The sequence below is a fragment of the Methylobacterium sp. E-005 genome (assembly GCF_022829725.1).
Lineage (GTDB): Bacteria > Pseudomonadota > Alphaproteobacteria > Rhizobiales > Beijerinckiaceae > Methylobacterium.
Window position 1 is genome coordinate 74,820 of record NZ_JAKSYG010000045.1, and the last position, 24,742, is coordinate 99,561.

26 protein-coding genes and 1 tRNA gene are annotated in these 24,742 nt (G+C 67.4%); 16 read left to right on the forward strand and 11 right to left on the reverse strand.

Features of this window, described 5'->3' with window-relative positions:
• Positions 1 to 65: 65 nt before the first annotated feature.
• Complete coding sequence (locus tag MKK88_RS04340) at positions 66 to 1,349, forward strand: penicillin-binding protein activator (protein ID WP_243997374.1); 1,284 nt, start codon at positions 66 to 68, stop codon at positions 1,347 to 1,349.
• On the opposite strand, the gene hemW is transcribed toward MKK88_RS04340, so the two are convergent.
• The 3 genes from hemW to rph are packed head-to-tail and all read right to left on the reverse strand — an operon-like array spanning position 1,350 to position 3,903.
• The gene (gene hemW / locus MKK88_RS04345) at positions 1,350 to 2,525 is read right to left on the reverse strand and encodes a radical SAM family heme chaperone HemW (RefSeq protein WP_243997375.1); all 1,176 of its coding nucleotides are present in this window, start codon (positions 2,523 to 2,525) and stop codon (positions 1,350 to 1,352) included. It lies immediately after the preceding gene.
• A gap of 38 nt (positions 2,526 to 2,563) precedes the next feature.
• The gene (rdgB, locus tag MKK88_RS04350; RefSeq protein ID WP_243997376.1) at positions 2,564 to 3,193 is read right to left on the reverse strand and encodes an RdgB/HAM1 family non-canonical purine NTP pyrophosphatase; all 630 of its coding nucleotides are present in this window, start codon (positions 3,191 to 3,193) and stop codon (positions 2,564 to 2,566) included.
• Entirely contained in the window at positions 3,190 to 3,903 is a 714-nt protein-coding gene (gene rph / locus MKK88_RS04355; protein ID WP_243997377.1) for a ribonuclease PH, read from the reverse strand. The genes rdgB and rph overlap by 4 nt, the downstream gene beginning before the upstream one ends.
• A 179-nt stretch (positions 3,904 to 4,082) precedes the next feature.
• Between rph and hrcA the strand changes: the two genes are divergently transcribed.
• Complete coding sequence (hrcA, locus tag MKK88_RS04360; RefSeq protein ID WP_243997378.1) at positions 4,083 to 5,138, forward strand: heat-inducible transcriptional repressor HrcA; 1,056 nt, start codon at positions 4,083 to 4,085, stop codon at positions 5,136 to 5,138.
• Between the two features lie 435 nt (positions 5,139 to 5,573).
• Positions 5,574 to 6,206, forward strand: a complete 633-nt coding sequence (locus MKK88_RS04365) for a LysE family translocator (protein WP_243997379.1) — start codon at positions 5,574 to 5,576, stop codon at positions 6,204 to 6,206.
• Between the two features lie 95 nt (positions 6,207 to 6,301).
• Here the strand turns inward: MKK88_RS04365 and MKK88_RS34040 are convergent, their stop codons facing one another.
• Positions 6,302 to 6,559 carry a DUF1236 domain-containing protein gene (locus MKK88_RS34040; RefSeq protein ID WP_313902297.1) on the reverse strand — a complete coding sequence of 86 codons (258 nt, stop codon included), beginning with the start codon at positions 6,557 to 6,559 and terminating at the stop codon, positions 6,302 to 6,304.
• A gap of 775 nt (positions 6,560 to 7,334) precedes the next feature.
• On the opposite strand from MKK88_RS34040, the gene MKK88_RS04375 reads away from it, so the two are divergent.
• A complete protein-coding gene (locus MKK88_RS04375) occupies positions 7,335 to 8,699 on the forward strand; it encodes an MFS family transporter (protein WP_243997381.1) in 1,365 nt (454 codons plus the stop codon).
• A gap of 97 nt (positions 8,700 to 8,796) precedes the next feature.
• Complete coding sequence (locus MKK88_RS04380) at positions 8,797 to 9,078, forward strand: DUF2312 domain-containing protein (RefSeq protein WP_243997382.1); 282 nt, start codon at positions 8,797 to 8,799, stop codon at positions 9,076 to 9,078.
• A 54-nt stretch (positions 9,079 to 9,132) separates the two neighbouring features.
• Here the strand turns inward: MKK88_RS04380 and MKK88_RS04385 are convergent, their stop codons facing one another.
• Complete coding sequence (locus MKK88_RS04385; protein ID WP_243997383.1) at positions 9,133 to 10,122, reverse strand: phosphoribosylaminoimidazolesuccinocarboxamide synthase; 990 nt, start codon at positions 10,120 to 10,122, stop codon at positions 9,133 to 9,135.
• Positions 10,123 to 10,456: 334 nt separating this feature from the next.
• On the opposite strand from MKK88_RS04385, the gene MKK88_RS04390 reads away from it, so the two are divergent.
• Positions 10,457 to 11,197 (forward strand): Crp/Fnr family transcriptional regulator, encoded by a 741-nt coding sequence (locus tag MKK88_RS04390; protein WP_243997384.1) that lies wholly within the window; start codon positions 10,457 to 10,459, stop codon positions 11,195 to 11,197.
• A gap of 192 nt (positions 11,198 to 11,389) precedes the next feature.
• Here the strand turns inward: MKK88_RS04390 and MKK88_RS04395 are convergent.
• From MKK88_RS04395 to MKK88_RS04405, 3 genes are all read right to left on the reverse strand, one after another.
• Positions 11,390 to 11,465 (reverse strand) — tRNA-Phe (locus MKK88_RS04395).
• A 106-nt stretch (positions 11,466 to 11,571) separates the two neighbouring features.
• On the reverse strand, positions 11,572 to 11,754 hold the full coding sequence (locus MKK88_RS04400) for a DNA gyrase inhibitor YacG (protein WP_243997385.1): 183 nt from the start codon (positions 11,752 to 11,754) through the stop codon (positions 11,572 to 11,574).
• Entirely contained in the window at positions 11,751 to 12,404 is a 654-nt protein-coding gene (locus MKK88_RS04405; RefSeq protein WP_243997386.1) for a Maf-like protein, read from the reverse strand. The genes MKK88_RS04400 and MKK88_RS04405 overlap by 4 nt, the downstream gene beginning before the upstream one ends.
• Before the next feature lie 330 nt (positions 12,405 to 12,734).
• Between MKK88_RS04405 and MKK88_RS04410 the strand changes: the two genes are divergently transcribed.
• From MKK88_RS04410 to MKK88_RS04455, 10 genes are all read left to right on the forward strand, one after another.
• Positions 12,735 to 12,944, forward strand: coding sequence for a hypothetical protein (locus tag MKK88_RS04410; protein WP_243997387.1), 210 nt, complete (start codon positions 12,735 to 12,737; stop codon positions 12,942 to 12,944).
• A 153-nt stretch (positions 12,945 to 13,097) separates the two neighbouring features.
• Positions 13,098 to 13,337 (forward strand): hypothetical protein, encoded by a 240-nt coding sequence (locus MKK88_RS04415; RefSeq protein ID WP_243997388.1) that lies wholly within the window; start codon positions 13,098 to 13,100, stop codon positions 13,335 to 13,337.
• A gap of 279 nt (positions 13,338 to 13,616) precedes the next feature.
• Positions 13,617 to 14,825 (forward strand): polyhydroxyalkanoate depolymerase, encoded by a 1,209-nt coding sequence (locus MKK88_RS04420; RefSeq protein ID WP_243997389.1) that lies wholly within the window; start codon positions 13,617 to 13,619, stop codon positions 14,823 to 14,825.
• Between the two features lie 113 nt (positions 14,826 to 14,938).
• On the forward strand, positions 14,939 to 17,536 hold the full coding sequence (locus tag MKK88_RS04425; protein WP_243997390.1) for a TIGR02302 family protein: 2,598 nt from the start codon (positions 14,939 to 14,941) through the stop codon (positions 17,534 to 17,536).
• Between the two features lie 63 nt (positions 17,537 to 17,599).
• Positions 17,600 to 17,788, forward strand: coding sequence for a twin transmembrane helix small protein (locus MKK88_RS04430; protein WP_243997391.1), 189 nt, complete (start codon positions 17,600 to 17,602; stop codon positions 17,786 to 17,788).
• A gap of 136 nt (positions 17,789 to 17,924) precedes the next feature.
• Complete coding sequence (locus MKK88_RS04435) at positions 17,925 to 18,554, forward strand: acyloxyacyl hydrolase (RefSeq protein ID WP_243997392.1); 630 nt, start codon at positions 17,925 to 17,927, stop codon at positions 18,552 to 18,554.
• A 13-nt stretch (positions 18,555 to 18,567) separates the two neighbouring features.
• Complete coding sequence (locus MKK88_RS04440) at positions 18,568 to 19,140, forward strand: cob(I)yrinic acid a,c-diamide adenosyltransferase (protein ID WP_243997393.1); 573 nt, start codon at positions 18,568 to 18,570, stop codon at positions 19,138 to 19,140.
• Positions 19,141 to 19,308: 168 nt separating this feature from the next.
• Positions 19,309 to 20,058 carry an electron transfer flavoprotein subunit beta/FixA family protein gene (locus tag MKK88_RS04445; protein WP_243997400.1) on the forward strand — a complete coding sequence of 250 codons (750 nt, stop codon included), beginning with the start codon at positions 19,309 to 19,311 and terminating at the stop codon, positions 20,056 to 20,058.
• 67 nt (positions 20,059 to 20,125) lie between these two features.
• Positions 20,126 to 21,079, forward strand: a complete 954-nt coding sequence (locus MKK88_RS04450) for an electron transfer flavoprotein subunit alpha/FixB family protein (RefSeq protein ID WP_243997394.1) — start codon at positions 20,126 to 20,128, stop codon at positions 21,077 to 21,079.
• A gap of 186 nt (positions 21,080 to 21,265) precedes the next feature.
• Entirely contained in the window at positions 21,266 to 22,147 is an 882-nt protein-coding gene (locus MKK88_RS04455; protein ID WP_243997395.1) for a 3-hydroxybutyryl-CoA dehydrogenase, read from the forward strand.
• 41 nt (positions 22,148 to 22,188) lie between these two features.
• Here MKK88_RS04455 and MKK88_RS04460 read toward each other — a convergent pair whose 3' ends face one another.
• The 3 genes from MKK88_RS04460 to MKK88_RS04470 form a co-directional block, all read right to left on the reverse strand.
• A complete protein-coding gene (locus MKK88_RS04460) occupies positions 22,189 to 22,494 on the reverse strand; it encodes a hypothetical protein (RefSeq protein ID WP_243997396.1) in 306 nt (101 codons plus the stop codon).
• Between the two features lie 113 nt (positions 22,495 to 22,607).
• Complete coding sequence (locus tag MKK88_RS04465) at positions 22,608 to 23,621, reverse strand: NAD(P)H-quinone oxidoreductase (protein ID WP_243997397.1); 1,014 nt, start codon at positions 23,619 to 23,621, stop codon at positions 22,608 to 22,610.
• A gap of 104 nt (positions 23,622 to 23,725) precedes the next feature.
• A partial coding sequence (locus MKK88_RS04470) for an ABC transporter substrate-binding protein (protein WP_243997398.1) occupies positions 23,726 to 24,742 on the reverse strand: 1,017 nt, incomplete at its 5' end.

Genomic DNA, 24,742 nt, shown 5'->3' on the forward strand with positions numbered 1-24,742 from the left:
CGACGCGTTTACATTTCCGGGATGCGCGATCAGGCTGCTTCCGCCTGTCCGAAGGAGATTGCGCCATGGCGCAGCTGATCGGCGCGCCGGTTCGTCTCGTGCGCGCCCTTGCCCTCAGCGTCCTTCTCTGCGCGACGCTCCTGCCCCTCGGCGGCTGCCTCGGCAGCGACGTGGCTCGGAAGGGCAGGCCTTCGCAAGCCGCCCTCACACCGCCGGTCGAGATTCCGCAGGAAGGGCCGTCGGCCGCTGCGCCGGCGCCCGCCGGACCGGGGCCGGTCACGCCCATGGCATCGGCCGGGCCGCGAATCGGCGCCGGATCGGTGAAGGTCGCCCTGATCCTGCCCCTGACCGGACAGGGATCGACCGTTGGCGCCGCCATGCGCAACGCCGCCCAGCTCGCCTACGAGGAGGCGCAGCAGCCCGACCTGACGATCCTGGTGGAGGATGATCGCGGCACCCCCGAGGGTGCCCGGGAGGCAGCCCAGGAGGCCCTGCGGCAAGGAGCCGAGATCGTCCTCGGGCCGCTCTTCGCTGGCAGCGTTCAGTCCGCCGCCGGCGTGGCGAAGGCCACCGGTAAACCGGTGATCGGCTTCTCGACGGATGTCACCGTGGCGGCGCCCAACGTCTACCTCCTGAGCTTCCTGCCGCAGCCGGAAGTCGACCGGGTGATCGAAGATTCCGTGGCGGGCGGCAAGCGCTCCTTCGCAGCGCTGATCCCCGAGTCCGCCTACGGCAACGCCGTGGAGGCAGCCTTCCGCGAGAGCGTGGCACGCCGAGGCGCCCGCGTCGCGGCCGTGGAGCGCTTTCCAGCAGGCAATCCGGGTCCGGCGGTGGAGCGCCTGGCCCGCGTCATCATCGGCCCCGGGGCAACGGCCGATGCCGTGTTCATCCCCGAAACCGCCGAGGCCATGCCAGCCGTCGCGGCGGCGCTGAGCAAGGCCAGATTCGCGCCCGCGCGTGTCCGGCCCGTCGGCACGGCCCTGTGGAACGAGCCCGCGCTCTTCGCCCTACCGGCCCTCCAGGGTGGCCGCTTCGCCGCTCCGGACCGAAGCGGTTTTTCGGCGTTCAGCGGACGCTATCAGGCGCGGTTCGGGGCGGTGCCCCCGCGGGTCACGTCGCTCGCCTACGATGCCGTGACGCTGGCGGCGGCCCTCGCGCGCCAATATGGCTCGCAGCGCTTCGCCGAGCCGACCTTGACCAACGGCGCGGGCTTCGCCGGTGTGGACGGCACCTTCCGCTTCCGCCCGGACGGGCAGAGCGAGCGGGCACTGGCGGTCTATGAAATTCGCAACAACGCCGCGACGCCGGTGAGCCCTGCCCCCCGGGTGCTGGCCAAGCCCGGGCTCTGATCAGCCCGCGAGTTCGGCAACGATCGCGTTCAGGACCGGTGCGCCGCGCGCGGTCGCTGCAATGCGACCTCCGGGGCGCCGCTCCAGCAAGCCGTCACCCGCCAACATGCCGATCCGGTTGCCGTTCAGGGGCCGGCCCTTCAGGGCAGCATAGCGGTCCGGATCGATCCCCTCGCGCAGCCGCAGGCCCATCACCAGAAATTCGTCGGCCTGATCGTTGGACGAGAGGGCCTCGGTCTCGACGATGCCGTGGCCGTCGCGCTCGACCCGACCGAGCCAAGCCTCGGGCATGCGCTCGGTCACGGTGCCGATCCGCCCGGCCTCGGTGACGAGGCGACCATGCGCCCCGGGGCCGATCCCGGCATACTCACCGTAGCGCCAGTAGAGCAGATTGTGGCGCGATTCCGCGCCGGGCCGGGCGTGATTCGAGATCTCGTAGGCGGGCAGCCCAGCAGCAGCACACAACTCCTGTGTCACGTCATACAGGGCGCGCCCCGTTTCGTCGTCCGGCACCACCAGCTTACCCCGCTCGGCAAGGCCCTGGAACGGCGTGCCCGGCTCGATGGTCAGTTGATAGAGGGACAGGTGCTCGCCGGCCCGATCCAGCGCCTCGGCGAGTTCGTCGCGCCACAGGGCGGGCGTCTGGTCCGGTCGGGCATAGATCAGGTCGAACGAGGTGCGGTCGAACGTCGCCTGCGCAACACGGATCGCGTCCAGGGCCTGTCTCACGTCGTGGAGCCGGCCGAGCGTCCTCAGGGCGGCGTCGTTCAAGGCCTGCACGCCGAGTGACACGCGGTTGACCCCGGCCGCGCGATAACCGCGGAAACGGGCCGCCTCAACACTCGACGGATTAGCCTCCAGGGTGATCTCTGCGTCCGGTGCCACGGACCAGCGCGCCGCAACGGCGTCGAGCAGGCCGGCGACCGTGGCGGGCTGCATCAGCGACGGGGTGCCGCCCCCGAGGAAGATGCTGGTGACCGTCCGGCCTGGCGTCCGGGCCGCGGCATGGTCGATCTCGTGCCGAAAGGCATCGCGGAAGCGCGCTTCATCCACGCCGGCGTGGCGAACGTGGCTGTTGAAGTCGCAATACGGGCATTTCGCGGCGCAGAAGGGCCAGTGCAGGTAGATGCCGAAACCCGCATCGCGGGTCGGGTGGTCCGGGCCGGTCGCTTGCATGATGGCGTGGATGTGAGCGGTGCGGCCCGGTTTGGCAATCAGGCGCCGGGTACGAGGCAGGCCCGGCTGAGATCGACGAAGGCCCGGGCGCGGTGCGAGAGCCCCAGCCCCCGCTGCCAGTCGACCCCGTGCTTCTCCTCTGCTGTCATCTCGCCGAAGGTGCGGTCATGGCCGTCCGGTCGAAAGATCGGGTCGTAGCCGAAACCCGCCGTGCCCCGAGCCTCGACGAGCTCGCCGAAGACGCGGCCCTCGAACAGCTCGGTGTGACCGTCCGGCCAAGCGAGCACCAGCGCCGAGACGAAATGCGCCCGGCGATCCTGGACACCGCGCCGATCCAGCTCGGCGAAGATGCGCGCCATGGCGCCGGCGAAATCCTTGGTGGGACCGGCCCAACGCGCGGAGAAAATGCCCGGCGCGCCATCGAGGCCATCGACGCACAGGCCGGAATCATCCGCGAAGGCGGGCAGGCCCGTCGCTTCGGTGGCGGCCCTGGCCTTGATCGCGGCGTTTTCGGAAAACATCGTGCCGGTCTCGTCCGGCTCCGGCAGGCCGAGTTCGCCGGCCGACACCGCTTGGATCCCGAAGGGCGCCAGCAACGTGCGCATCTCCGCGAGCTTGCCGGCATTGTGGGTGGCGATGACCACTTTGCCCGTGAGGCGCCGGCTCACGCCACCGCCTCCATCTGGAGGGCGACCAGTCGGTCGGTGCCGGCACGGGCGAGCCGTAGAAGGTCCAGGAGTTGCTCCTGCGAGAACGGCTCCATCTCGGCGGTCCCCTGCACCTCGACGATGCCGCCCCGGCCGGTGAGCACGAAATTGGCGTCGGTCTCTGCGGCCGAATCCTCCGCGTAGTCGAGATCGAGTACCGGTGTGCCCTTGTAGAGGCCGCAGGAAACGGCCGCGACGTGGTCGCGCAGCGGATCGACCGAGATGATCGAGCGCGCCCGCATCCAGCTGAAGCAATCGTGCAGGGCCACCCAGGCGCCCGTGATGGCAGCCGTCCGCGTGCCGCCATCGGCCTGGATCACGTCGCAATCCACCGTCACCTGCCGCTCGCCGAGGGCCGGAAGGTTGGTCACGGCCCGGAGCGACCGGCCGATCAGCCGCTGGATCTCCTGGGTCCGCCCCGAGGGCTTGCCGGAACCGATCTCGCGGCGGGTGCGTTCGTGCGTCGCACGGGGCAGCATGGCGTATTCGGCCGTGACCCAGCCCTTGCCCGAGCCACGCAGCCAAGGGGGCCCGCGCTCCTCCAGCGAGGCGGTGCAAAGCACCCGGGTGTTGCCGAAGCTGACGAGGCACGAGCCCTCGGCGTAGCGCGAGACCGCCCGCTCAAGGCTCACGGGCCGCAGCTCATCGGCGGCGCGTTTGGAAGGCCGCATTGCGGGCCCCTTCTATGAGGAAAGTCGAGGGCCGGGCTCTTAGGCCGCCAACTTGGCGCGGGCAAGCGGCGCAGCTGAAACGCAGGGACGGATTGATCCGGACCGAGCGGTTGGACATGATCGGACGTCAGGACCAGAGCGTGACAGACCCGAACCCGCGATTTTCCGACGGACCATCGATGCACGCGCTTGCCGCGCTCAACGAGCGCGCCCGGGAAATTTTCCGGCAGATCGTCGAAAGCTATCTGACCACGGGCGAGCCCGTAGGGTCGCGCAACCTCGCGCGGATCCTGCCGATGGCGCTCTCGCCGGCCTCGATCCGCAACGTGATGGCCGATCTGGAGCATTCCGGCCTGATCTTCGCGCCGCACACCTCCGCGGGCCGGCTCCCGACCGAGCTGGGCCTGCGGTTCTTCGTCGATGCCATGCTGGAACTCGGCGACGTCAGCCAGGACGAGCAGGCCCGGATCGAGGCGCAGATGCGGGCGGCCGCGTCGGGCCACACCTTCGATTCAGCCCTGACCGAGGCCTCGACCATGTTGTCCGGGGTTTCACGCGGCGCCGGGGTCGTGCTGACCACCAAGGCGAACGTGAACCTGAAGCACATCGAGTTCGTGCGCCTGGACCCGGCTCGGGCACTGGTCGTGCTGGTCTCGGACGACGGCTCCGTCGAGAATCGCCTCGTGGACCTGCCCCAAGGCCTGCCGGCCGGTGCGCTTCAGGAAGCCACGAACTTCCTGAACGCCCGTCTCCAGGGCCGAACCCTCGGGACCCTCAGGGCGGAGATCGAGGCCAGCCGCCAGGCGATGAAGCGGGAACTCGACGCCCTGACCGAGCGCCTCGTCGATGCCGGCCTCGCGACGCCGGTCGGCCCATCCGAGGCGCGTCAGCTGATCGTGCGCGGGCAGGCCAACCTGCTCGACGATCTCAGGGCCGTCGAGGATCTGGAGCGCATCCGCCTGCTGTTCAACGATCTGGAAAGCCAGAAGGACGTCATCGATCTCCTCGCCCGGGCCGAGGGTGGCGACGGCGTGCGCATCTTCATCGGGTCCGAGAACAAGCTGTTCTCGCTCTCCGGCTCTTCGCTGATCGCCGCGCCGTTCCGGGACGGAGCCCAGAAGATCGTCGGCGTCGTCGGGGTCATCGGCCCGACGCGGCTGAACTATGCCCGCATCGTACCGATGGTCGACTACACGGCCCGGGTCGTTTCAAAACTTCTGGATGGGGGGCGGTAACGCGGCCGTCGCTGCGCTCGGCGCTTTGCATCACATCCGGTTGAGTATCACCAACGGCAACCGGTAACTCCCGGCGCTCATCGTTTCCACTCTGGCTGTGTGGGAAGAGGACTGGCGAAATGGAGCGTAGCTCTCCACGCGCCCTTCGCTTTTCCAGACTAGGGCGGAAGGCCGACCATCCCCCGTCTGCCCGGTGAAAACCGGCCGCATGCGGCCTTCGCGGGAGGTTTGGTCAAGCTCACGCTGGATTTTACCTAGCTCGACGGTCATGGCGAGTCGGCCACGCCAGCGCCACGGTCGCCGCTAGAGCTCTGACAGGCCGTAGGCTATCCCTTCAACCCGTTGTTGGCAGCTATCGTCCCGCGTGTAAGACGGATCGTTCGGGCAGCACCCGGGCGCTCGTCTTGGTGGTGACGTTCGCGGAGAGAGATCGACATGCCGGATCTCGGCACCTACTTGGCCTTCGGAATGATCTCGCTGGGCATGGCCGTCACGCCGGGACCGAACATGGTCTATCTGATCTCCCGCTCGATCGCGCAGGGGCGGACAGCCGGCCTGATCTCACTTGGGGGCATCCTCGCGGGCCATATTGTCTACATGGCCTGTGCGGCCTTGGGCCTCACGGCCCTTCTGATCGCAATTCCCTTCGCGTACGATGCCGTGCGCCTCGCCGGCGCCCTCTATCTCCTGTGCCTCGCGTGGCAGGCGATCCGGCCGGACGGGCGATCCCCGTTCGAAGTCCACGATTTACCGAAGGACAGCCCACGCAAGCTTTTCGTGATGGGCCTCCTGACCAACCTGCTCAATCCGAAGATCGCGGTTCTGTACCTGTCGCTCCTGCCGCAATTCATCGATCCGGCGAACGGGAGCGTGCTTGCGCAGGCGCTGATTTTCTGTGGCACGCAGCTCGCCGTCAGCGTGGGGATGAATGCCGTCTACGTCGTCTCGGCCGGGACGATCGCGGTCTTCTTCATCCAGCGCCCGCTCTGGAGCGTTGTCCAACGCTGGTTGATGGGGACGGTGCTGGCGGCGCTCGCGGTCCGCATGGCGACCGAAGCCCATCGCTGATCGCGATGGGCCGGGTTGGCGTCACCTCGGCCGGACCGCCACAAGGCGGACGCCGCACGCTAAGGAATGGTCGTGCGGCGTCCGGTAAGGGCCAATCAGCCGGGGATCACATCCACGATCTCGTGCGTGTCGGGGTCGACGATGACGATGTCGTCACGCACCAGGACGAAATCGTAGCCCTCATATTCCGGCACGATCGAGATGATCGCCGGAGGCAGCCGGTGCAGGGAGACCGAGCGCGGGATCGCCGTGCCGACCGCCAGGCCGAACGCCACGTCCCGGAGTGGCGAGACGCCCAGGCGGGTGATCGACGAGCGGAACTCCGTGCGCTGCCGGGTGTCGAGCCGGCCCACCGCGCCGCGGACCGAGGCGCCTTCACGGGCTCCGCCGCGGGCGCCGCGCTCACCCGCAGGACCACGCTCACCGGCAGGACCACGCCCGCCCTGGTTGGGCCCGGCCGCATCACGATTGCCGCGTTCGCCACCTGGACCGGGCTCCCGCGCGCCACGCTCACCGGGACCGGGATTCGCGCCCGACGCACCGCGCTCGGCTGGTCCACCCCGCTCGTTGGCGCCCCCGGCGCGGCCGGGCCCTTCGGCACCGCGCCCTCCAGGTCCCCCCGGTTCCGCACCACGTGCGCCACCCTCTGCTGCAGGCCCGCGCATGGCACCGCCTTCCGCGCCGCCAGCACCGCCACGCATGCCGCCGCCCGCTCCGCCGGGACCGGCACCGCCGCCGGGACCAGCTCCGGCGGCGCCGGGCGCACCACCGGCTCCACCAGGCCCGGCGCCCCCTGCCCCACCGCCGCCCGGTCCGCCCTGCGCGAATGCAGTTGCCGCTCCCGCGACCACGATGGCAGCCGCCACCGTGTCTCTCAGAATCCGCTTCATGGCCTCTCCTCCTGCCGCCGTCGGAGCGCCATCGGCGTCCGTGCCGGGCCGCAACGGCCCCCCGGGGCAAACCGTTCCGGACGCGTCGGCCGCGGCAGCGACGCACCTGACAGGCGCCGGCAGCATCCCGAGGAAAGACTCATCACGGACTTGCGATCGCGGTCACCGCCTGTAACGTCGGATCGTATGAAGAAGAGGCCGGCCATCGCCGTCCCGATAAGTGATTGACGGAGACGCCATGTCCGCCTTGCGAAACGATACGATCGGTATCGCACCGGGCAGCCACGACGACGCTGCGGATCGGAAGCGGCGCATCTGGGCAATCGTCGGCTCGTCCTCGGGCAATCTCGTCGAATGGTACGACTTCTACTGCTACGCGTTCTTCGCCCTCTATTTCGCGCCGGCCTTCTTCCCGAAGGGCGATTCCACCAGCCAATTGCTCCAGACCGCCGGTATCTTCGCGGTCGGCTTCTTCATGCGTCCGGTCGGCGGCTGGCTGTTCGGACGCATCGCTGATCGGGTCGGGCGGCGGACCTCAATGGTCATCTCCGTCCTGATGATGTGCTTCGGCTCGCTGCTGATCGGCATCCTGCCGACCTACGAGCATGTCGGCACCCTGGCGCCCGTGCTGCTGCTGCTCGCCCGCATGCTTCAGGGGCTGTCGGTCGGCGGCGAGTACGGCACTTCCGCGACCTATATGAGCGAGGTGGCGATCAAGGGGAAACGGGGCTTCTTCGCCTCGTTCCAGTACGTCACGCTGATCGGCGGCCAGCTCCTCGCCTCGCTGGTCCTCGTGCTGCTCCAGACGGTGATGACCGCGCCTGAGCTGACGGCCTGGGGCTGGCGCATCCCATTCTTCATCGGCGCCGGACTGGCCGTCGTGGCGCTCTATCTCCGGCGCTCGCTCGCCGAAACCAAGGGCAGCGGCGACAAGGAAACGGCCGGCACCTTCACCGAGCTGGCGAAGCACTGGCGTGCGTTCCTCGTGGTCGTCGCCTACACCGCCGGCGGCAGCCTGAGCTTCTATACGTTCACGACTTACATGCAGAAGTACCTCGTCAACACGGCCGGAATGCCGAAGACTTCGGCCTCGCAGGTGATGACCGTGGTGCTGTTCGTCTACATGGCGATTCAGCCGATCTTCGGGGCCCTGTCCGACAGGATCGGCCGCAAGGCCAACATGTTGCTCTATAGCGGCCTCGGCACACTCATGGTCGTGCCGCTGATGACCGCGCTCGGCACCAACAAGGATCCCTACCTTGCCTTCGCGCTGATCACGCTGGGGCTCGCCGTGGTGTCGTTCTACACGGGCATCAGCGGCATCGTGAAGGCGGAGCTGTTCCCGACCAACGTGCGGGCGCTCGGCGTCGGCCTGTCCTACGCGGTGGCCAACGCCACGTTCGGCGGCACCGCCGAGTTCGTCGCCCTGTGGTTCAAGGACAACGGCATGGAGAGCACGTTCTTCTGGTACGTGACCGTGCTGATGGCGATCGCCTTCGTGGCGTCGCTGATCATGCCCAACCCGAAGGTCCACGGCTATCTCGACGGTAACGGCACCGTCGAGGAGGCGCTCGGCAAGAAGTCGCGCTTCGCCCACGCCTGAGCGCAGCCAGACGGTTCGGGCGGCCAGAAAGGCCGTCCTTAACCGGCCGCTTACCTTGCCCCGGTGAGGATACCCCCGTCATCCGACGAGGGATTGCATGACCGACATGACCGACACCGTGGGCGTCGCGGGCGACCGAATTCGCTCCATCATCGAGCGCGTCGAACGGCTTGAGGAAGAGATCAAGGATCTTATGGAAGCCAAGAAAGAGGTCTTCGCCGAGGCCAAGGGCGAGGGCCTCGACGTCAAGATCCTCAAGGAGATCCTGAAGATCCGCAAGCAGGACAAGGACGAGCGCGACGAGCACGAGACGCTGCTCGACGTGTACCTCCGGGCGATGGATGCTCCCGCCCCGGCCCCGATGGCAGCCGCTGCCTGAACGTTCTCGACCGTACCGATCGTCAGGGGGGGCGGCGCCAAACGCGCCGCCCCGTCAGCCCACGGGATGAGCGGCGAGGTAAGCCGCGATGTTACGGCTAACGCGGTCGAGCGGAGCTTCCGCCGGATCCGGCAGCGCAAAGGTCGAACCGGTGATCGTCTCGTAGGCGCGGATATAGATTGCCGCGGTCTCGAGGATGACGTCCGCCGGGATCTCGGGAATCGAATCCCGGTACGGGTCGCAGCGGGCCACGACCCAGTTGCGCACGAAGTCCTTGTCGAAGCTCTCGGGTGCCGCCCCGCTGGCAAAACGCTCAGGAAAGCTCTGCGCGAACCAGTAGCGGCTGCTGTCCGGGGTGTGGATCTCGTCCGCCAGAACGATGCGGCCGTCCCCGTCGGTTCCGAACTCGTATTTGGTGTCCGCCAGGATCAGCCCGCGCTCGGCCGCCACGACCTGCCCGCGGGCGAACAGGGCCAGCGCCGCCTCCGAGACAACCCGCCATTGCTGTTCGGTCAACAGGCCGCGGCCCAGGATCTCGGCCTCGGTCAGGGGCTCGTCGTGGCCGCCATCGAAGGCTTTGGTGGTCGGCGTGATGATCGGAACCGGCAGGCGCTCGTTCGGGCGCATTCCGTCGGGGAAGCGATGTCCGTAAATGTCCCGCTCGCCGGCCCGATAGCGCGTGAGGACGGAGGTCGAGGTCGTCCCGGCAAGATAGCCGCGGACCACCACCTCCACGGGCAGGATCTCCAGACGCTGTCCGACCACGACGTTGGGGTCGGGGTAGGCCAGAACGTGGTTGGGGCAGATGTCACCCGTCCGTTCGAACCAGAAGCGGGCGGTCTGGGTCAGGACCTGTCCCTTGAACGGGATCGCGGCGAGCGCCCGGTCGAACGCGCTGATCCGGTCGGTGGTGATCAGGATGCGCCGGCCGTCTGGGAGATCATAATTGTCCCGGACTTTGCCGCGATAGTGATTCGGTAGATCGGGCAACGTCGCCTCGGCCAGAACCTGATGCGCGTGCGGGGCGAGATCGGCCGTGTTCATCCGAGCGTTCCGTCAGGCAGGGCGGCGATGATGCCGCGCCGCCTGTGTGCGCGGACGGGTCGGAGATTTCCAGCCCCTTCTCGGCCTGGGAGATCCTCTCACCGGACGTCGATGCCGCGCTCCGGCAGCGCACAGACTCCGAAACGAGATAAAACTGCCCGCCAACGTGATGCCGTTCGGGCAAATAGAAGCGTCAATTCGATACAAATATTCCCGGTGGGACTTATCTTCCTGCGTCAGGCCGGTTCATTGGTGTCGTCAGGGTACCGGGATACTGCGCATCCGTCAGGCATTTGCATGCGTGCGGTATCTGCCCGAGGGTGATTGAGGCGAGATGAACGGAACGAACGACCACGCCACTCGGCATCCGCTGCTGCGCAGGATCGACAGCATCGCGCTGTTCGAACTCTCTTCCGAGGAGCGCGCCGCACTCGAAACTCTGCCGATGCAGGTTGCCCGGATCGAAGCCGCCCAGGACATCGTGCGCGAGGGGGATCGGCCGAGCCGCAGCTTCACGCTGCTCTCGGGCATCGCCAGTACCTATAAGACGACCCAGTCCGGCAAACGGCAGGTCATGAGCTACCACGTCCCCGGCGATGTGCCCGATCTTCAGAGCCTCCACCTGCAAACCCTGGACATCAGCATCGCGGCGATCAGCCCCTGCCGTGTCGGATTTGTGCAGCACGAGGCCATGCGGACGCTCTTCCGCGCGCATCCGCGCCTTGGCGAACTGTTCTGGCGGGTGACGCTGATCGACGCCGCTTTTGTGCGCGAATGGATGCTGAACACGGGTCGTCGGAACGCCTATGCCCGGATGGCTCACCTCTTCTGCGAGCTGGTCACGCGCCTCGGCGCGGTGGGCCTTGCTCCGGAGCTGAGCTGCGACTGGCCCATGACCCAGCCGGAACTGGCCGACGCCCTGGGAATCACGCCGGTTCACGTCAGTCGCACGATCCGGGATCTGAAGGCTGCGGGATTGGTATCGCTGCGCAGCCGGCGGCTGACCGTCCACGACTGGGAAGGGTTGGTGACCGCCGCGGAATTCGACCCGACTTATCTGCATGTGCGCAGATAGAAGCGGACGCTAATCCAACGCTCGCGTCCTTCGACACCCTTCAGTCTTGCACGTCTGCAGCCGATCAAGGACGCACAAGCTTGAGTGCGCGACATCCGGCCCCGCCTGCACGGAAAGCCCGCAAGCCACGCAATCGCCCGCTCGAACAATCAAAGGTGTTTGGCATCGTCGCTCTCGATCTCAGCGAGAGGATGGTGCCCAGGGGCGGAATCGAACCACCGACACTGCGATTTTCAGTCGCATGCTCTACCAACTGAGCTACCTGGGCGTCGTCCGCTGCCGTGCCGGCCTCGGACGCCGCGGGGTATAGTCAGTGCCTTGCGTCCTGTCCAGCCTCGGCGTGACACCGACGTGACGGAAACGCCGGAAAAAGTTCACCGCTCCGGATCTGGCTCCGGAGGCGGTTCGTCGGAATCGATCTCTTCGGGGATGGCGTAGCGCTCGTTCAGCCACCGGCCGAGGTCGACGTCGGCGCAGCGCTGCGAGCAGAACGGACGGAACTCCGGCGCGGACGGGCGCCGGCAGATCGGACAGGCTTCGCGGCGTTCCCGGCTCATGCGAGGCCGCCCCAGCCGGCGCGGATGGGATAGCCCTCACCGTCCAGCAGGCTCATGGTCTCGTAGAGCGGCAAGCCGACCACGGAACTGTAGGATCCGACGAGCTTGACCACGAAGGCGCCCGCCAGACCCTGGATCGCGTAACCGCCCGCCTTCCCGCGCCATTCGCCCGATGCGACATAGCCCTGGATGTCCCGACCGGAGAGGCGCTTGAATCGCACCCGCGTCTCGACGATCCGCTCGCGCCGTCCGCGCGGCGAGAGCAGACAGACCGCCGTGTAGACGCGGTGCTGGCGCCCTGAGAGCAGGCGCAGGCAGTCCGCCGCCTCGTCGGGAATCTCGGCCTTCGGCAGCACGCGCCGTCCGACAGCCACGACCGTATCGGCCGAGAGGAGCCAAGTCGGCGCGGTCTTGTCGCAGAGATGCAGGGCGGCCTCCGCGGTGGCGAGCTTGGTCCGCGCCAACCGGCGTGCGAGGTCGCGCGGCGGTTCAACCTTCCGCGGCGTCTCGTCGATCTCAGCCGGCAGAAGGGCATCCGGCTCGATACCCATCTGCTGCAGCAGCGCGAGCCGGCGCGGCGAGGCTGAGGCAAGCACGAGTCGGGCCGTCGGTCGCTGCGCCGTGCCGATCGCGTCTGGTATGGCGTCCATGATGTTCCGTTCGCACGATCGGCTGAGCGCGGCGCTGGCCCGTCGCGGCCCCCGTCCCGCCGACCCGGCCTCAATCCGCCTGCCTGATAAGGGATGGGTGTTGGCTTGTGAACCGGAGCGAGGGTCTCGTGCCCCCGGCGTCAGGCCGCGCTCCGTTGAAGGGGCTCAATGGACGAGGCGGTGCCGCCGATCCCAACGCAATATCCCAAGCACCGCGACCAGGACGACCGTGGCATCGACGAAGACCTCGGCAAGATCTCGGACGGAAAGGTAACCGCGCGTTAACCACAAACCCAGACAATCAGACGCATCGGGATGGAGTTGTCGCTGATGCTGAACGCCGATCCACTGCTGCGGCGCCCGCGGCTGCTGAACAAGGCGCTGGTGGCCCGGGCCTTCGAAGGTTTCCGGCCGAAGGCCGATTCCCCCGATAAAATGTGGCGGATGCTCACGGACCAGTACGTGGTCGATCTCGATGCCGTCGCGGCCCTGCTCCCCGCCAGGGAGCCCGAAACACACTGGCTCCCGGCACGCGACTGATCCCAGCCGGTGCAGCACGAAGCTTCACAACTGGCATGAGACGTGCCTCGGCAGCTCAACATCTTTGAGGAAGCACCCAGGCAACGACAACGCGGCGGCTCGCACGCCAGAGCACCCCGCGGACCTTTCGATCACTCGAAACCGAGGTCCGTCATGTCTGAACTGCTTTCCGTTGCCCTGGTCTGCGCTGGCACATTGCTGGCTCAGGAGTGCTCCCGCGACACCGCCCTCGATGTCATCATTGCGCCTGCGCACACCCCGATGGAATGCCTGATGCACGCGCAGACCATGGCGGCACAGGCTGGTTTGCCCGGAGGCAGCGACCGATACCTGAAGATTGCCTGCGAGCACCGCCGCACCGAGGTCGAACAGGCCGTCCGCCGGGCATCCTGAGGGTGTTGGCCGACGTAGATATCGACGCAACAGACCGAGTATCGGCCGACCGCATGATAGGGATCAACGCCGCAGCCGCGGCCGTTTCCTGCCGCCCGGATGATGCACCAAAGTCACGTCGGTAGTCTTCTTCTGGCATTTCGTCCTTTGGACAGTTGCCGGCCCTCGGAGGCGGGACCATCCTAACCGGCCACGCTGATGCAATTCCAATCCGGCATCCGCCTCCATTGCCGCCCCGATGGCCCGCGTGCCGGGCAGGGCTCCGCGAGTGCCCGCCCCATGCTGTACGACGCGTTCGACCTGCAGACCGACATCGCCGCCCAGACGCGGGCCTGGGGGCGGATGCTCAACGAGGTGTGGTCGCCCTGGGTCGGGCTCGGCGAGCCGTTCACCTGGATGTCGGCCGGTGCCCGGATGATGATGCGCACCGGCCTGACCTTCGCGCGACCGCCCTTCGGCATCGATGCCGTCGATGTCGGCAACAGAAGCGTGCCGGTGGCCGAGGAACCGGTCGTGGTCACCCCGTTCGCCACGCTGCTGCATTTCAAGAAGGATATTCACACCGAGCAGCCGAAGGTGCTGATGGTCGCGCCGATGTCCGGCCATTTCGCAACGCTGCTGCGGGCGACCGTGCGCACCATGCTGCCGGACCACGACGTCTACATCACCGACTGGCACAACGCCCGCGACATTCCGGTATCGGAGGGGCGCTTCGGCTTCGACGATTACGTCGGCCACCTCGTGCACTTCCTGCAGACGATCGGCGAAGGCGCCCATATGGTGGCGGTCTGCCAACCTGCGGTACAGGCGCTGGTGGCCGCCGCCGCGATGGCGCAGGCCAAGGACGCCGCGGCGCCGCGCAGCATGACCCTGATGGCCGGCCCGGTCGATTGCCGGATCAACCCGACCGGCGTCAACGAACTCGCCAACTCGAAGCCGATCACGTGGTTTGAGGAAAACCTCATCGCGACGGTCCCGACCCGCCACAAGGGGGCGGGCCGCAAGGTCTACCCGGGCTTCATGCAGGTCACCGCGTTCATGTCGATGAATGCCAAGCGGCATGTGCAGGGCCATGCCGACCTGTTCTGGCACATGGCCAACGGCGAGGACGCCAAGGCCGCGGCGATCGAGACCTTCTACGATGAGTATTTCGCTGTCCTCGACCTCGCGGCCGAGTTCTACATCGAGACCGTCAAGACCGTCTTCCAGGACCACGCTCTGGCCCAGAACGCGGTGACGTATCGCGGCGAGCCGATCGATTTGCGGTCCATCCGACGGACGGCTCTGATGACCGTCGAGGGCGAGCGGGACGATATCTGCGCCGTGGGCCAGACCATGGCGGCCCACGACCTCTGCACCGGCCTCGCGCCGTATATGCGGACGCATCATCTCCAGCCGGGCGTGGGTCATTACGGCGTCTTCGCCGGACGCCGCTGGGAAACGCAGATCTATCCGCAGGTGCGAAACTTCATCCAAGCGCATAACTAGGCCGTTCGTCGCGCCGATTTGACCCGCCGACCGCCGCGGCCCACCATGATAGCGTTGGACGATCGGCTTCGGATTCACATCCGTCGCCAGGGGCGCGAGGCGGAACGATCGGCGTGATCGGCAAAAACGGCTTCGAAGACGAGAACGGCAACGGCGGCGCGAGATCGGAGCGTGCACCGGCATCCGCGCGGCTCGACCGACTCGTCGCGCAAGCGCGCTGGGCTGCGCTCTGGGAAGAGACTTGGCCGGTCCTCTGGCGCGGTCTCGCGGTCGTGCTGCTCTTCCTGATCGTGTCGTGGTCCGGCCTCTGGCTCGACCTGTCCCCACTCTGGCGCCGGATCGGCTTGGTGATCCTGGCCACCCTGCTGGTCGTCGCGCTGCTGCCCCTCACCCGGCTCAGGTGGATCGAACGGCGTTCAGCCTTGAGCCGGCTCGACCAAGAGGCCGCGACGCGCGATCCGGCGCTCCGCCACGGGCCGGCGTCAGCCGCGCAGGACACCTTGGCGGTCGGCGCCACCGATGCGGGCAGCCGGGCGCTGTGGGATCTTCATCAGCGTCGTTCAGCGCGAGCCGTCGCGGCTCTCCGGGTCGGGCGACCGCGGCCCGGCATGGTGCGGCACGATCCCTTCGCGCTGCGCGCCGGGCTGATCGTCGCGGCAGCCGCAAGCCTCTTCGCTGCGGGACCGGAATGGCGCGAGCGGATCGGGTCGGCCTTCGACTGGCATGAGCCGGCGATGCCCAGCCCGAATTTCCGCGTCGACGGCTGGATCGACCCGCCGCTCTACACCCGGCTGCCGCCGCTCCTGATCGCCATGGATGGCAGCGAGCAGCACCTGCGGGCACCGATCAACGCGCAACTCATCGTGCGCATCGCCGGTCAGGGCAAGGCCGCGGCCAACACCACGCTCACGGCCAATGCCGGCCTCGTTCCCGTGCCGGGCCAGGAGCCACGCCCGGACCTGCGTGAGGAGCGCTATCGGATCACCGGCAACGCGGAACTGACGATCGTGACCCCGGCCGGCCGGCAGCGTCTGACCGTGGATGCGATCCCCGACCGGCCGCCGGAGGTGACCGCGATCGGCGGCCCCGAGGTGAACGGGCGCGGGACCTTCAACCTCACCTACCGTGCCAAGGATGATTACGGGATCAGCTCGGCCGAGGCGGTGATCGCGCCGGTCAAACCGGGCCGGTCGCTCGTTCCGCTCCCGCATATCGGCCTCGCGCTGCCGGGCGACGCAACCGGCGATACCGACACCAAGACGCTCGTCGATCTCACCGACAATCCCTGGTCGGGCGCCCGCGTGCGCTATCAGATCGTCGTGAAGGATGAGGCCGGGCAGGAAGGCCGGACGCCCGAAAGCGAGATCACGCTGCCGGCGCGGCCATTCCGCGACCCTCTGGCCCGCGCCCTCGCGGAGGAGCGCCGGCGCCTCGTCACCGCCCCCGACACGGATCGCCCCTGGGTACAGTCCGCCCTGGACGCGTTGATTGTCGCCCCCGACCTGTTCACGCCGCAACCCGCGGTGTTTCTCGGACTGCGGACCGCCACGGAGCGCCTGCGCCGGGCGCGATCGGATGCCGACCTCGTGGCTGTCGCCGACCTGCTTTGGGAGATGGCGCTGAAGATCGAGGACGGCGACCTTTCGGACGCCGAGAAGCAGCTGCGTCAGGCGCAGGATCGGCTGAAGGAGGCCATCGAACGCAACGCGCCCGACGACGAGATCAAGCGCCTGACCCAGGATCTGAAGCAGGCGCTCAACAAGTTCCTGTCCGAGATGGCGCAGAAGCAGGGGCGCGATCCCAACAAATCCGGCGAGCGCCAGCAGAAAAACCAGCAATCGAAGACCGTCACGCCCGAGGATCTCGACAAGATGATCCAGGACATGGCCGACGCGATGAAGCGGGGTGACACCGCGGAGGCGCAGCGCCTCATGGAGCAGCTGCGCAACATCCTGGAGAACCTCCAGACCGCCGAGCGCGGCAGCCGTTCGGATCAAGCCTCCCGCGAAATGCAGAAGCAGATGCGCGACCTCGATGCGATGACGCGTGAGCAGCAGGGCCTCCGCGATCAGACCTTCAAGGATCAGCAGGAGCAGCGCGATGGTCAACGCCAGCCCAATCGCGGGCAGCCGCAACAGGGCCAGCGCGGCCAACAGGGGCAGAAGCAGCAGGGCCAGCAGGGCCAGGGTCAGCAGGGCCAGGGACAGCAAGGTGACGTCGGCGAGCGCCAGCAGGCGCTGCGGCAGAAACTGGAAGAGCTGCAGCAGCGTATGAAAGAGAACGGCATGCGCGGCGAGCAGGGCCTGTCCGATGCCGAGAATGCCATGCGGGATGCCGAGAACGCCCTGAAGGACGGCGATTCCGGCGAAGCGGTCGACGCTCAGGGCCGTGCCCTCGACGGCCTGAAGAAGGGCGCCGAGGGCATGGCGCAGCAGATGCAGGAGATGGCCGAAGGTCAGGGCGAGGGCCAGCAGGAAGGCGGGCAGCAGCCGGGTCAGCAGGGCCAAGCCGGCGCGAGGGACGATGATCCGCTCGGTCGGCCGACCCGCGGCCGTGATATGAGCGACGGACGCGTCCGCGTCCCGACCGCCGACGAATCGGCCGTCCAGCGTGCCCGGCGCATCATGGAGGAGTTGCGCCGCAAGCTCGGCGATCCGACGCGGCCCCGCGAGGAACTCGATTATTTCGAGCGCCTGCTCCGTCGCAACTGAACCCCTTCCCGCTTCGCGACGGGAACCGCTCTCGGTTCCCGTCAGGTCCGGATCGTCGTCACCATGTCGTCCAACACCCTCGTCCTTCTCGCCTGCCTGGCCGTCGCCTTCGTGCTGTTCTTCGGGCTGGCCAACATGATGCGCGGCGGCAGCGCCAACCTCTCGCAGAAATTGATGCGTCTGCGCGTCCTGCTTCAGTTCGTGGCCATCGTGATCATCATGGGCGTGGTCTGGTGGCGCTCAGCCTGCTGACCGGAACGCCGGTGTGACCGGGCTGCCGCACCCGCAGCCTTTCGCGGGTGGGAGGGATGAAAAGCCGGCCTGAGCTCAGCGGCACCGTGCTACGCTCGGTAGTATCGAACCGCCAAGTCGCTTCGGCCGAGTGTCTATGACCGCCCCTATCCGCGCCTGTCTCATAGGTCTGATCCCGTTGGTGGTGATCCAGCCCGTCTCGGCTGCGGATCTGCCGCCCGCCCCGGCTACTTACTACGCACCGCCGGTCCAACCCCTGAGCATCGTCTCCGAAGTGCGCATCGGCGGCTCGGTTCAGGACCCCGGCAGCGCCGAAGGCAAGCTCCCGGGCTTCAGCAAGGCGAACGTCAACGGCGAGATTCTGTTCGCCAAGCCGGCCATCAGCGCCGATCCGTTCTGGCAGGCCTTCGTGCCGCGGCCTACGGTGGGTGGCAGCTACAACACCGGCGGCCGGACCAGCTACGCCTATCTCGGAGCGACTTGGACCCTCGAAGTCTTCCCGGAGACCTTCAATCGCCGCGTCTTCCTCGATGGGTTCTTCGGCGGTGTCGCGCATAACGGCTATACCGGCCCGAAGGCCGACACACCCTACGGCTTCAACACCCTCGGTTGCTCGCCGATGTTCCGCGAAGCTGCCGCGTTGGGCTTCCGTCTGACCGAGCATTGGAGCATCATGGCCACCGTCGAGCACATGTCGAACGCGGGCCTCTGCGCGAACAACCGCGGATTGACCAATTTCGGCGGCAAGATCGGCTACACGTTCTGAGGCGTCCCGCTGCGTGGTCAAGCTCAACAAGATCTACACGCGCACCGGCGATAACGGCACGACTGCGCTGGCGGATGGTCAACGGCGGTCCAAGGCGGACCTCCGGGTCGAGACCTACGGCACCGTCGACGAGACCAATGCCTGCATCGGCCTCGTCCGTCTGCACACGTCGGGGCCGCTCGACGCCATGCTCGCGGCGATCCAGAACGACCTGTTCGACCTCGGCGCCGACCTCGCGACGCCGCCGAGTGCGGATCCCCTCCCCTACGAACCGCTGCGGATCGTCGCGAGCCAGGTGGAACGCCTGGAGCGCGACATCGACGCCCTGAACGCGTCGATCCCACCGCTGAAGTCCTTCGTGTTGCCCGGCGGTTCGGCGGCGGCGGCGGCCCTGCACCTCGCCCGCACCGTGTGCCGCCGCGCCGAGCGGCTGGCAGTGAGCCTCGCTGCGCAGGAGAACGAGATCGTCTCACCCGCGGCGCAACAATATCTGAACCGCCTCTCGGACTTCCTGTTCGTCGCGAGCCGCACCGCCAATCGCGACGGCGCCGATGACGTGCTCTGGGTCCCTGGCGCAAACCGCTGAGCCGCAGAGTCTCTTTTCCAGCCCCCTTCACTCCGCCGCGTTGACAAGGCGGAAATGCGGCCGCTACGGTCCGGCCCGCCCTGCACGCCTCCGCGCCGGCGCCCCTGGGCGCCCGCGGGAACGGCCTGCACGACGACAAGAATCCTCCGGGGAAGGATCGTGACCGCCATGAAGGTGCTGGTGCCCGTCAAGCGGGTTGTGGACTACAACGTCAAGATCCGCGTGAAGGCCGACGGCTCCGGGGTCGAACTCGCCAACGTCAAGATGTCGATGAACCCCTTCGACGAGATCGCCGTCGAGGAGGCGATCCGGCTCAAGGAGAAGGGCAAGGTCACCGAGATCGTGGCTGTCTCGATCGGCCCGCAGCAGGCACAGGAGACGCTGCGCACCGCCCTCGCCATGGGCGCCGACCGGGCGATCCTCGTGAAGACCGACGTCAATTGCGAGCCGCTCGCGGTGGCCAAGCTCCTCAAGGCCGTGGTCGAGAAGGAGAGCCCGCAGCTCGTCATCCTCGGCAAGCAGGCGATCGACGACGATTCGAACCAGACCGGCCAGATGCTCGGCGCGCTGCTCGGCTGGCCGCAGGGCACCTTTGCCTACAAGATCGAAGCCGGTGAAGGCAGCCTCGACGTCACCCGCGAGGTCGATGGCGGCCTGCAGACAGTGGCGCTGAAGCTCCCGGCGATCGTCACGACGGACCTGCGCCTCAACGAGCCGCGCTATGCCAGCCTGCCCAACATCATGAAGGCGAAGAAGAAGCCGCTCGAGGAGCTGGCTCCCGATGCGCTGGGCGTCGACGTGACGCCGAAGCTCAAGGTGGTGAAGACCGTCGAGCCGGCGGGGCGTTCGGCCGGCGTGAAGGTCGGCTCCGCCGCCGAACTGGTTCAGAAGCTCAAGGTCGAGGCCGGCGTCATCTGATCGGCAAGCGAGGCTCCCCGACGCGGGTCGAGCCTCGCATCACCAATTCCGGGGATTCGAAACGACCATGACGACACTCCTCTTCGTTGAGCACGGCAACGGCCAGATCAAGGACGGCACGCTTAAGGCGCTGACCGCAGCCAAGGTTATCGGTGCGCCGATTCATGCCCTCGTGCTGGGTTCAGGATCGAAGGCGGTGGCCGAGGCGGCGGCTAAGCTCGACGGCGTCGAGAAGGTGCTGGTCGCAGAGGATGCCGCTTACGACCACGACCTCGCGGAGCCGGTCGGGGCCTTGATCGCATCGATCGCCGAGCCCTACGACACGATCATCGCCTCAGCCTCGACGACAGGCAAGAACGTGCTTCCGCGCGCCGCCGCCCTTCTCGACGTGGCGCAGGTATCGGACATCATCAAGGTCATTGCGCCCGACACGTTCGAGCGCCCGATCTACGCCGGCAACGCCATCCAGACTGTCCAGACACCGGCCGGGAAACGTGTCATCACCGTGCGCACCGCGGCCTTCAAGGCGGCCGAAGAGGGTGGCGCGGTAGCTCCGGTCGAGCCGGTCTCCGCCTCCGCGCCCGAGGCAGCCGGTTCGACCTTCAAGGGTGAGGAGATCGCCAAGTCCGACCGTCCGGAGCTGGCCTCGGCTCGGATCATCGTCTCGGGCGGCCGCTCGCTCGGATCGTCGGACAAGTTCCACGAGCTGATCGAGCCGCTCGCCGACAGCCTCGGCGCGGCGGTGGGCGCGTCCCGCGCGGCGGTGGATGCGGGCTACGCGCCCAACGACTGGCAGGTCGGCCAGACCGGCAAGGTCGTGGCGCCCGATCTCTACGTGGCGGTGGGCATCTCCGGCGCGATCCAGCATCTCGCCGGCATGAAGGACTCGAAGGTCATCGTCGCCATCAACAAGGACGAGGACGCTCCGATCTTCCAGATCGCCGATTATGGCCTTGTCGGCGATCTGTTTCAGGTCGTTCCGGAGCTGCAATCGGAGATTGGCAAGGCGAAGGGTCAGTAACGGATCGGACTTCGTGCCGGTGATGCGGTGCGGGCATTCTAGCCCCCCGCGTCCCTGCGGGTTCCTTCCGCGTCGGTGATTGGTCTAGAAGGCGGTGACGGCGCGATTGCAGGCCGTCGTCTTGGCGCAGTCCGTCGAGTCCGGCGGCCGTGCATCGGCAACGGCATCAGGGGCACAGGTCGGTCAATGGACATGGAGATCAAGCGGGTCGGCATCATCGGCGCGGGCCAGATGGGCAGCGGCATCGCACAGGTCTGCGCCGCGGCCGGTCTCGATGTCCTGCTGAACGACCGCGATCCGAACCGCCTGGAAAACGGTCTGGGATTGATCGAGAGCAATCTCGGCCGGCTCGTCTCCAAGGGTGCCCTGTCCGACGAGGGCAGCCGTGAGGCCCGGGCGCGCATCAACCCGGCACGCGATTTCGACGCCCTCGGCCCCTGCGACCTCGTTATCGAGGCTGCGACTGAGAACGAGGCCACGAAGCGCGAGATCTTCTCATCGCTGTGCGCGTCCCTCAGGCCGGACGCGCTGGTCGCCACCAACACGTCGTCGATCTCGATCACCCGGCTCGCGGCGGCGACGGACCGGCCGGAGAAGTTCATCGGTATTCACTTCATGAACCCGGTGCCGGTCATGCAGCTGGTCGAGCTGATCCGCGGCATAGCGACCGAGGACACGACCTACGAGGCCGCCAAGGCGTTCATCGCCAAGCTCGGCAAGACCTCGACGATGTCCGAGGATTTCCCGGCCTTCATCGTCAACCGCATCCTGCTGCCGATGATCAACGAGGCGATCTACACGCTGTATGAAGGCGTCGGGTCGGTGGAGTCGATCGACACGGCGATGAAGCTCGGGGCGAACCATCCGATGGGCCCGCTTCAGCTCGCCGACTTCATCGGACTCGATACCTGCCTGTCGGTGATGCAGGTTCTCTACGAAGGACTCGCGGATTCGAAGTACCGCCCCTGCCCGCTGCTGGTGAAGTATGTCGAGGCCGGCTGGCTGGGCCGAAAGGCGAAGCGCGGCTTCTACGATTACCGCGGGCCGACGCCGATCCCGACCCGCTGATCCGGCGAGGAGGGGCGGCAGCACGGCCGCCCCAAGCCCGGTTACTTCGCCGCGCCGCCATTCGCGCCCGGCTGAGCCGGCTGCGGATAGGACGGGTTGCCACCCGGAACGCCCGTGCTGTTGGACGGCGACGCCGCGCCAGATTGACCATTGACGGAGCCCGTCACCTCGCGCCGCGACGCATCCTGGCTCTGGCTGGCGTAATCCTTCGGCGAATTCGCGCCATTCCACGTCAGTAGCCCGACGGTGGCGATCGCCAGGAGGACGAGGCTCGCCACCAGCACCCAGAGAACGGGCTTGCCGCGCTCGCCCTGCCGGCCGTCCTGCGGGTTCAATCTTTCGGCCATCTGCACACATCCTCGTCTGCGGGACGCAACACGCGGAGGCGTGGTCTGCGACACAATCCCGTTACCGGCCGCCAACGCGGGGCCGGCGAAGCCGGTTCCTGCCGCCCCGGCGCTCAGCGGCCGGTGGTCAGCAGGATCTTGCCGAGATGGGCACTCGATTCCATCAGCGCATGCGCCTCCTGGGCCCGCTCCAGCGGGAAGGTCGCGTGCGTGACGGTGCGGATCCGGCCGGCATCGAGTTCGGGCCAGACGTCCCGGCGCAGGCCATCGGCGATCGCGGCCTTGTCGGCCTTCGGGCGGGGGCGGAGCGTCGAGCCGGTAAAGGTCAGGCGGTTACGCATGATCGGGGTGATGTTCAGCCCATCGACCTTGTAGCCGCCCATGAGCGCGATCATCACCAAACGCCCGTCCGGCGCGAGGGATTTGAGATTCCGGGCGAGATAGCTGGCGCCGATCATGTCGAGGATGACATCGACGCCGCGCCCATCGGTGAGGCGTTTCACCTCTTCGGCGAAATCCGCCTGCTTGTAGTCGATCGCGGCGTCGGCTCCGAGGTCCTCGCAGAAACGGCATTTCTCGGCCGAGCCGGCCGTGGCGAAAACCTTCGCGCCGACATGCTTGGCAATCTGGATCGCCGTCGCGCCGATGCCGCTCGATCCGCCATGGACCAGGAAGCTCTCCCCGGCGGTCAGCCGGCCGCGCTGGACCACGTTCGAGTAGACGGTGAAGAACGTCTCCGGCAGGCCACCGGCATCCACCAGCGAGACAGCCTCGGGGCGTGGCAGGCAGTGGCCGGCTTCAGCCACGGCGAATTCGGCATAGCCGCCACTGATCACCAGGGCACAGACCTCATCGCCAACGGCCAAGCCGTTGACGCCTTCGCCGAGGGCAACGACACGGCCCGCAACTTCGAGGCCTGGGATCTCCGTCGCTCCGGGCGGCGGCGGATACAGGCCGGCACGCTGCATCATATCCGGGCGATTCACCCCCGCGGCCACCACCTCGATCAACACCTGACCGGGCCCCGGGCGCGGCAGCGGCACGGACTCGACCGCGATCACCTCCGGGCCGCCCGGACCCGTGAAGCGGATCTGGCGCATGGTCTCTGGCAGGGCAGTGCTGGCCATCACGGCGTCCTCAACGCATGCGTTTTTCGGGCCGTGCCTCATGGACACGGCCCGTCTTGATTGCGGCAATGGCGGCGCTTGGCAAGCGCGGGCCCTGCGCAACCCTACCGGGCTGCGGCCTTGACGGCGGCGGGCAGAACGATCTGGCCCTGGGCGAGGCTCTTCGGCCAGATCGCGATCTGCTTACCATCCTGCCACTGGGCCATCAGCCCGGTGACGAAACCCGTCCCGTACTTGATCGAGTGGGTGAAGGGATCGTCCTTGCCGTAGAACTGCGTGCGCCCGACCGTCCCCTCCCAATCGGTCTTCTCCAGGGCCTCGACGAGCTTGTCGGCCTCCGTGGAGCCGGCCCGCTTCACGGCTTCCGCGGCGTAGTAGACCTGATCGTAGGCCATGTAGCCCGCGTAGGACGGATCGCTGTTGAACCGCTTCTTGAACGCATCGCTGAAGGCGAGCGACTTGCCGGTGATGGCTGCGCCCGGCACCGCGATGCTCTGGAAGATCACGCCCTGCGTCGCGCCGTTGGTGTTCGACCAGAAGGTCGAGGAGGTCGCCTGCGAGTTCATGCCGGTCATGGCCAGCGGGACCTGCTGGTTCTGCCACTGCACGGTCGGCTGCACGCCCACGTGCGAGATGCCGGTGACGATGAGATCCGGCTTGGAGGCCTCGATCTTGTTGTAGATCGGGGTGAAGTCGCCCGTATCCGGCGAGAAGCGAATGTGGTCGACGACCTTCACGCCGATCTCGGGCAGGCATTTCTCGTAGCCGACATCGAGCGGACGGGTCCAGGCTGCGTCCTCACTCATGATCGCAGCGGTCTTCACCTTCATCAGATCGATCAGCATGTCCTTGGTCGAATCGCAGATCGACTGCGCCAGCGCCGCCGAGGTCAGGTAGCCGTGGAACGTGTACTTGTTGCGCGCATAGTCTTTGTGGACGGCGAGACTGATCTCGTTCGAAGCCGCACCGGGTGTGATCATCGGGGTCTTCAGCCGCGCCGCCCAGGGCATGAGCGCCAGCACGACCTCGGAGATGTAGCTCGCGATGACGAGGTTGACCTTGTCCTCCGAGACCGCCCGCTGGAAGGCGCGGACCGCATCCGAGGCTGACGACTTGTCGTC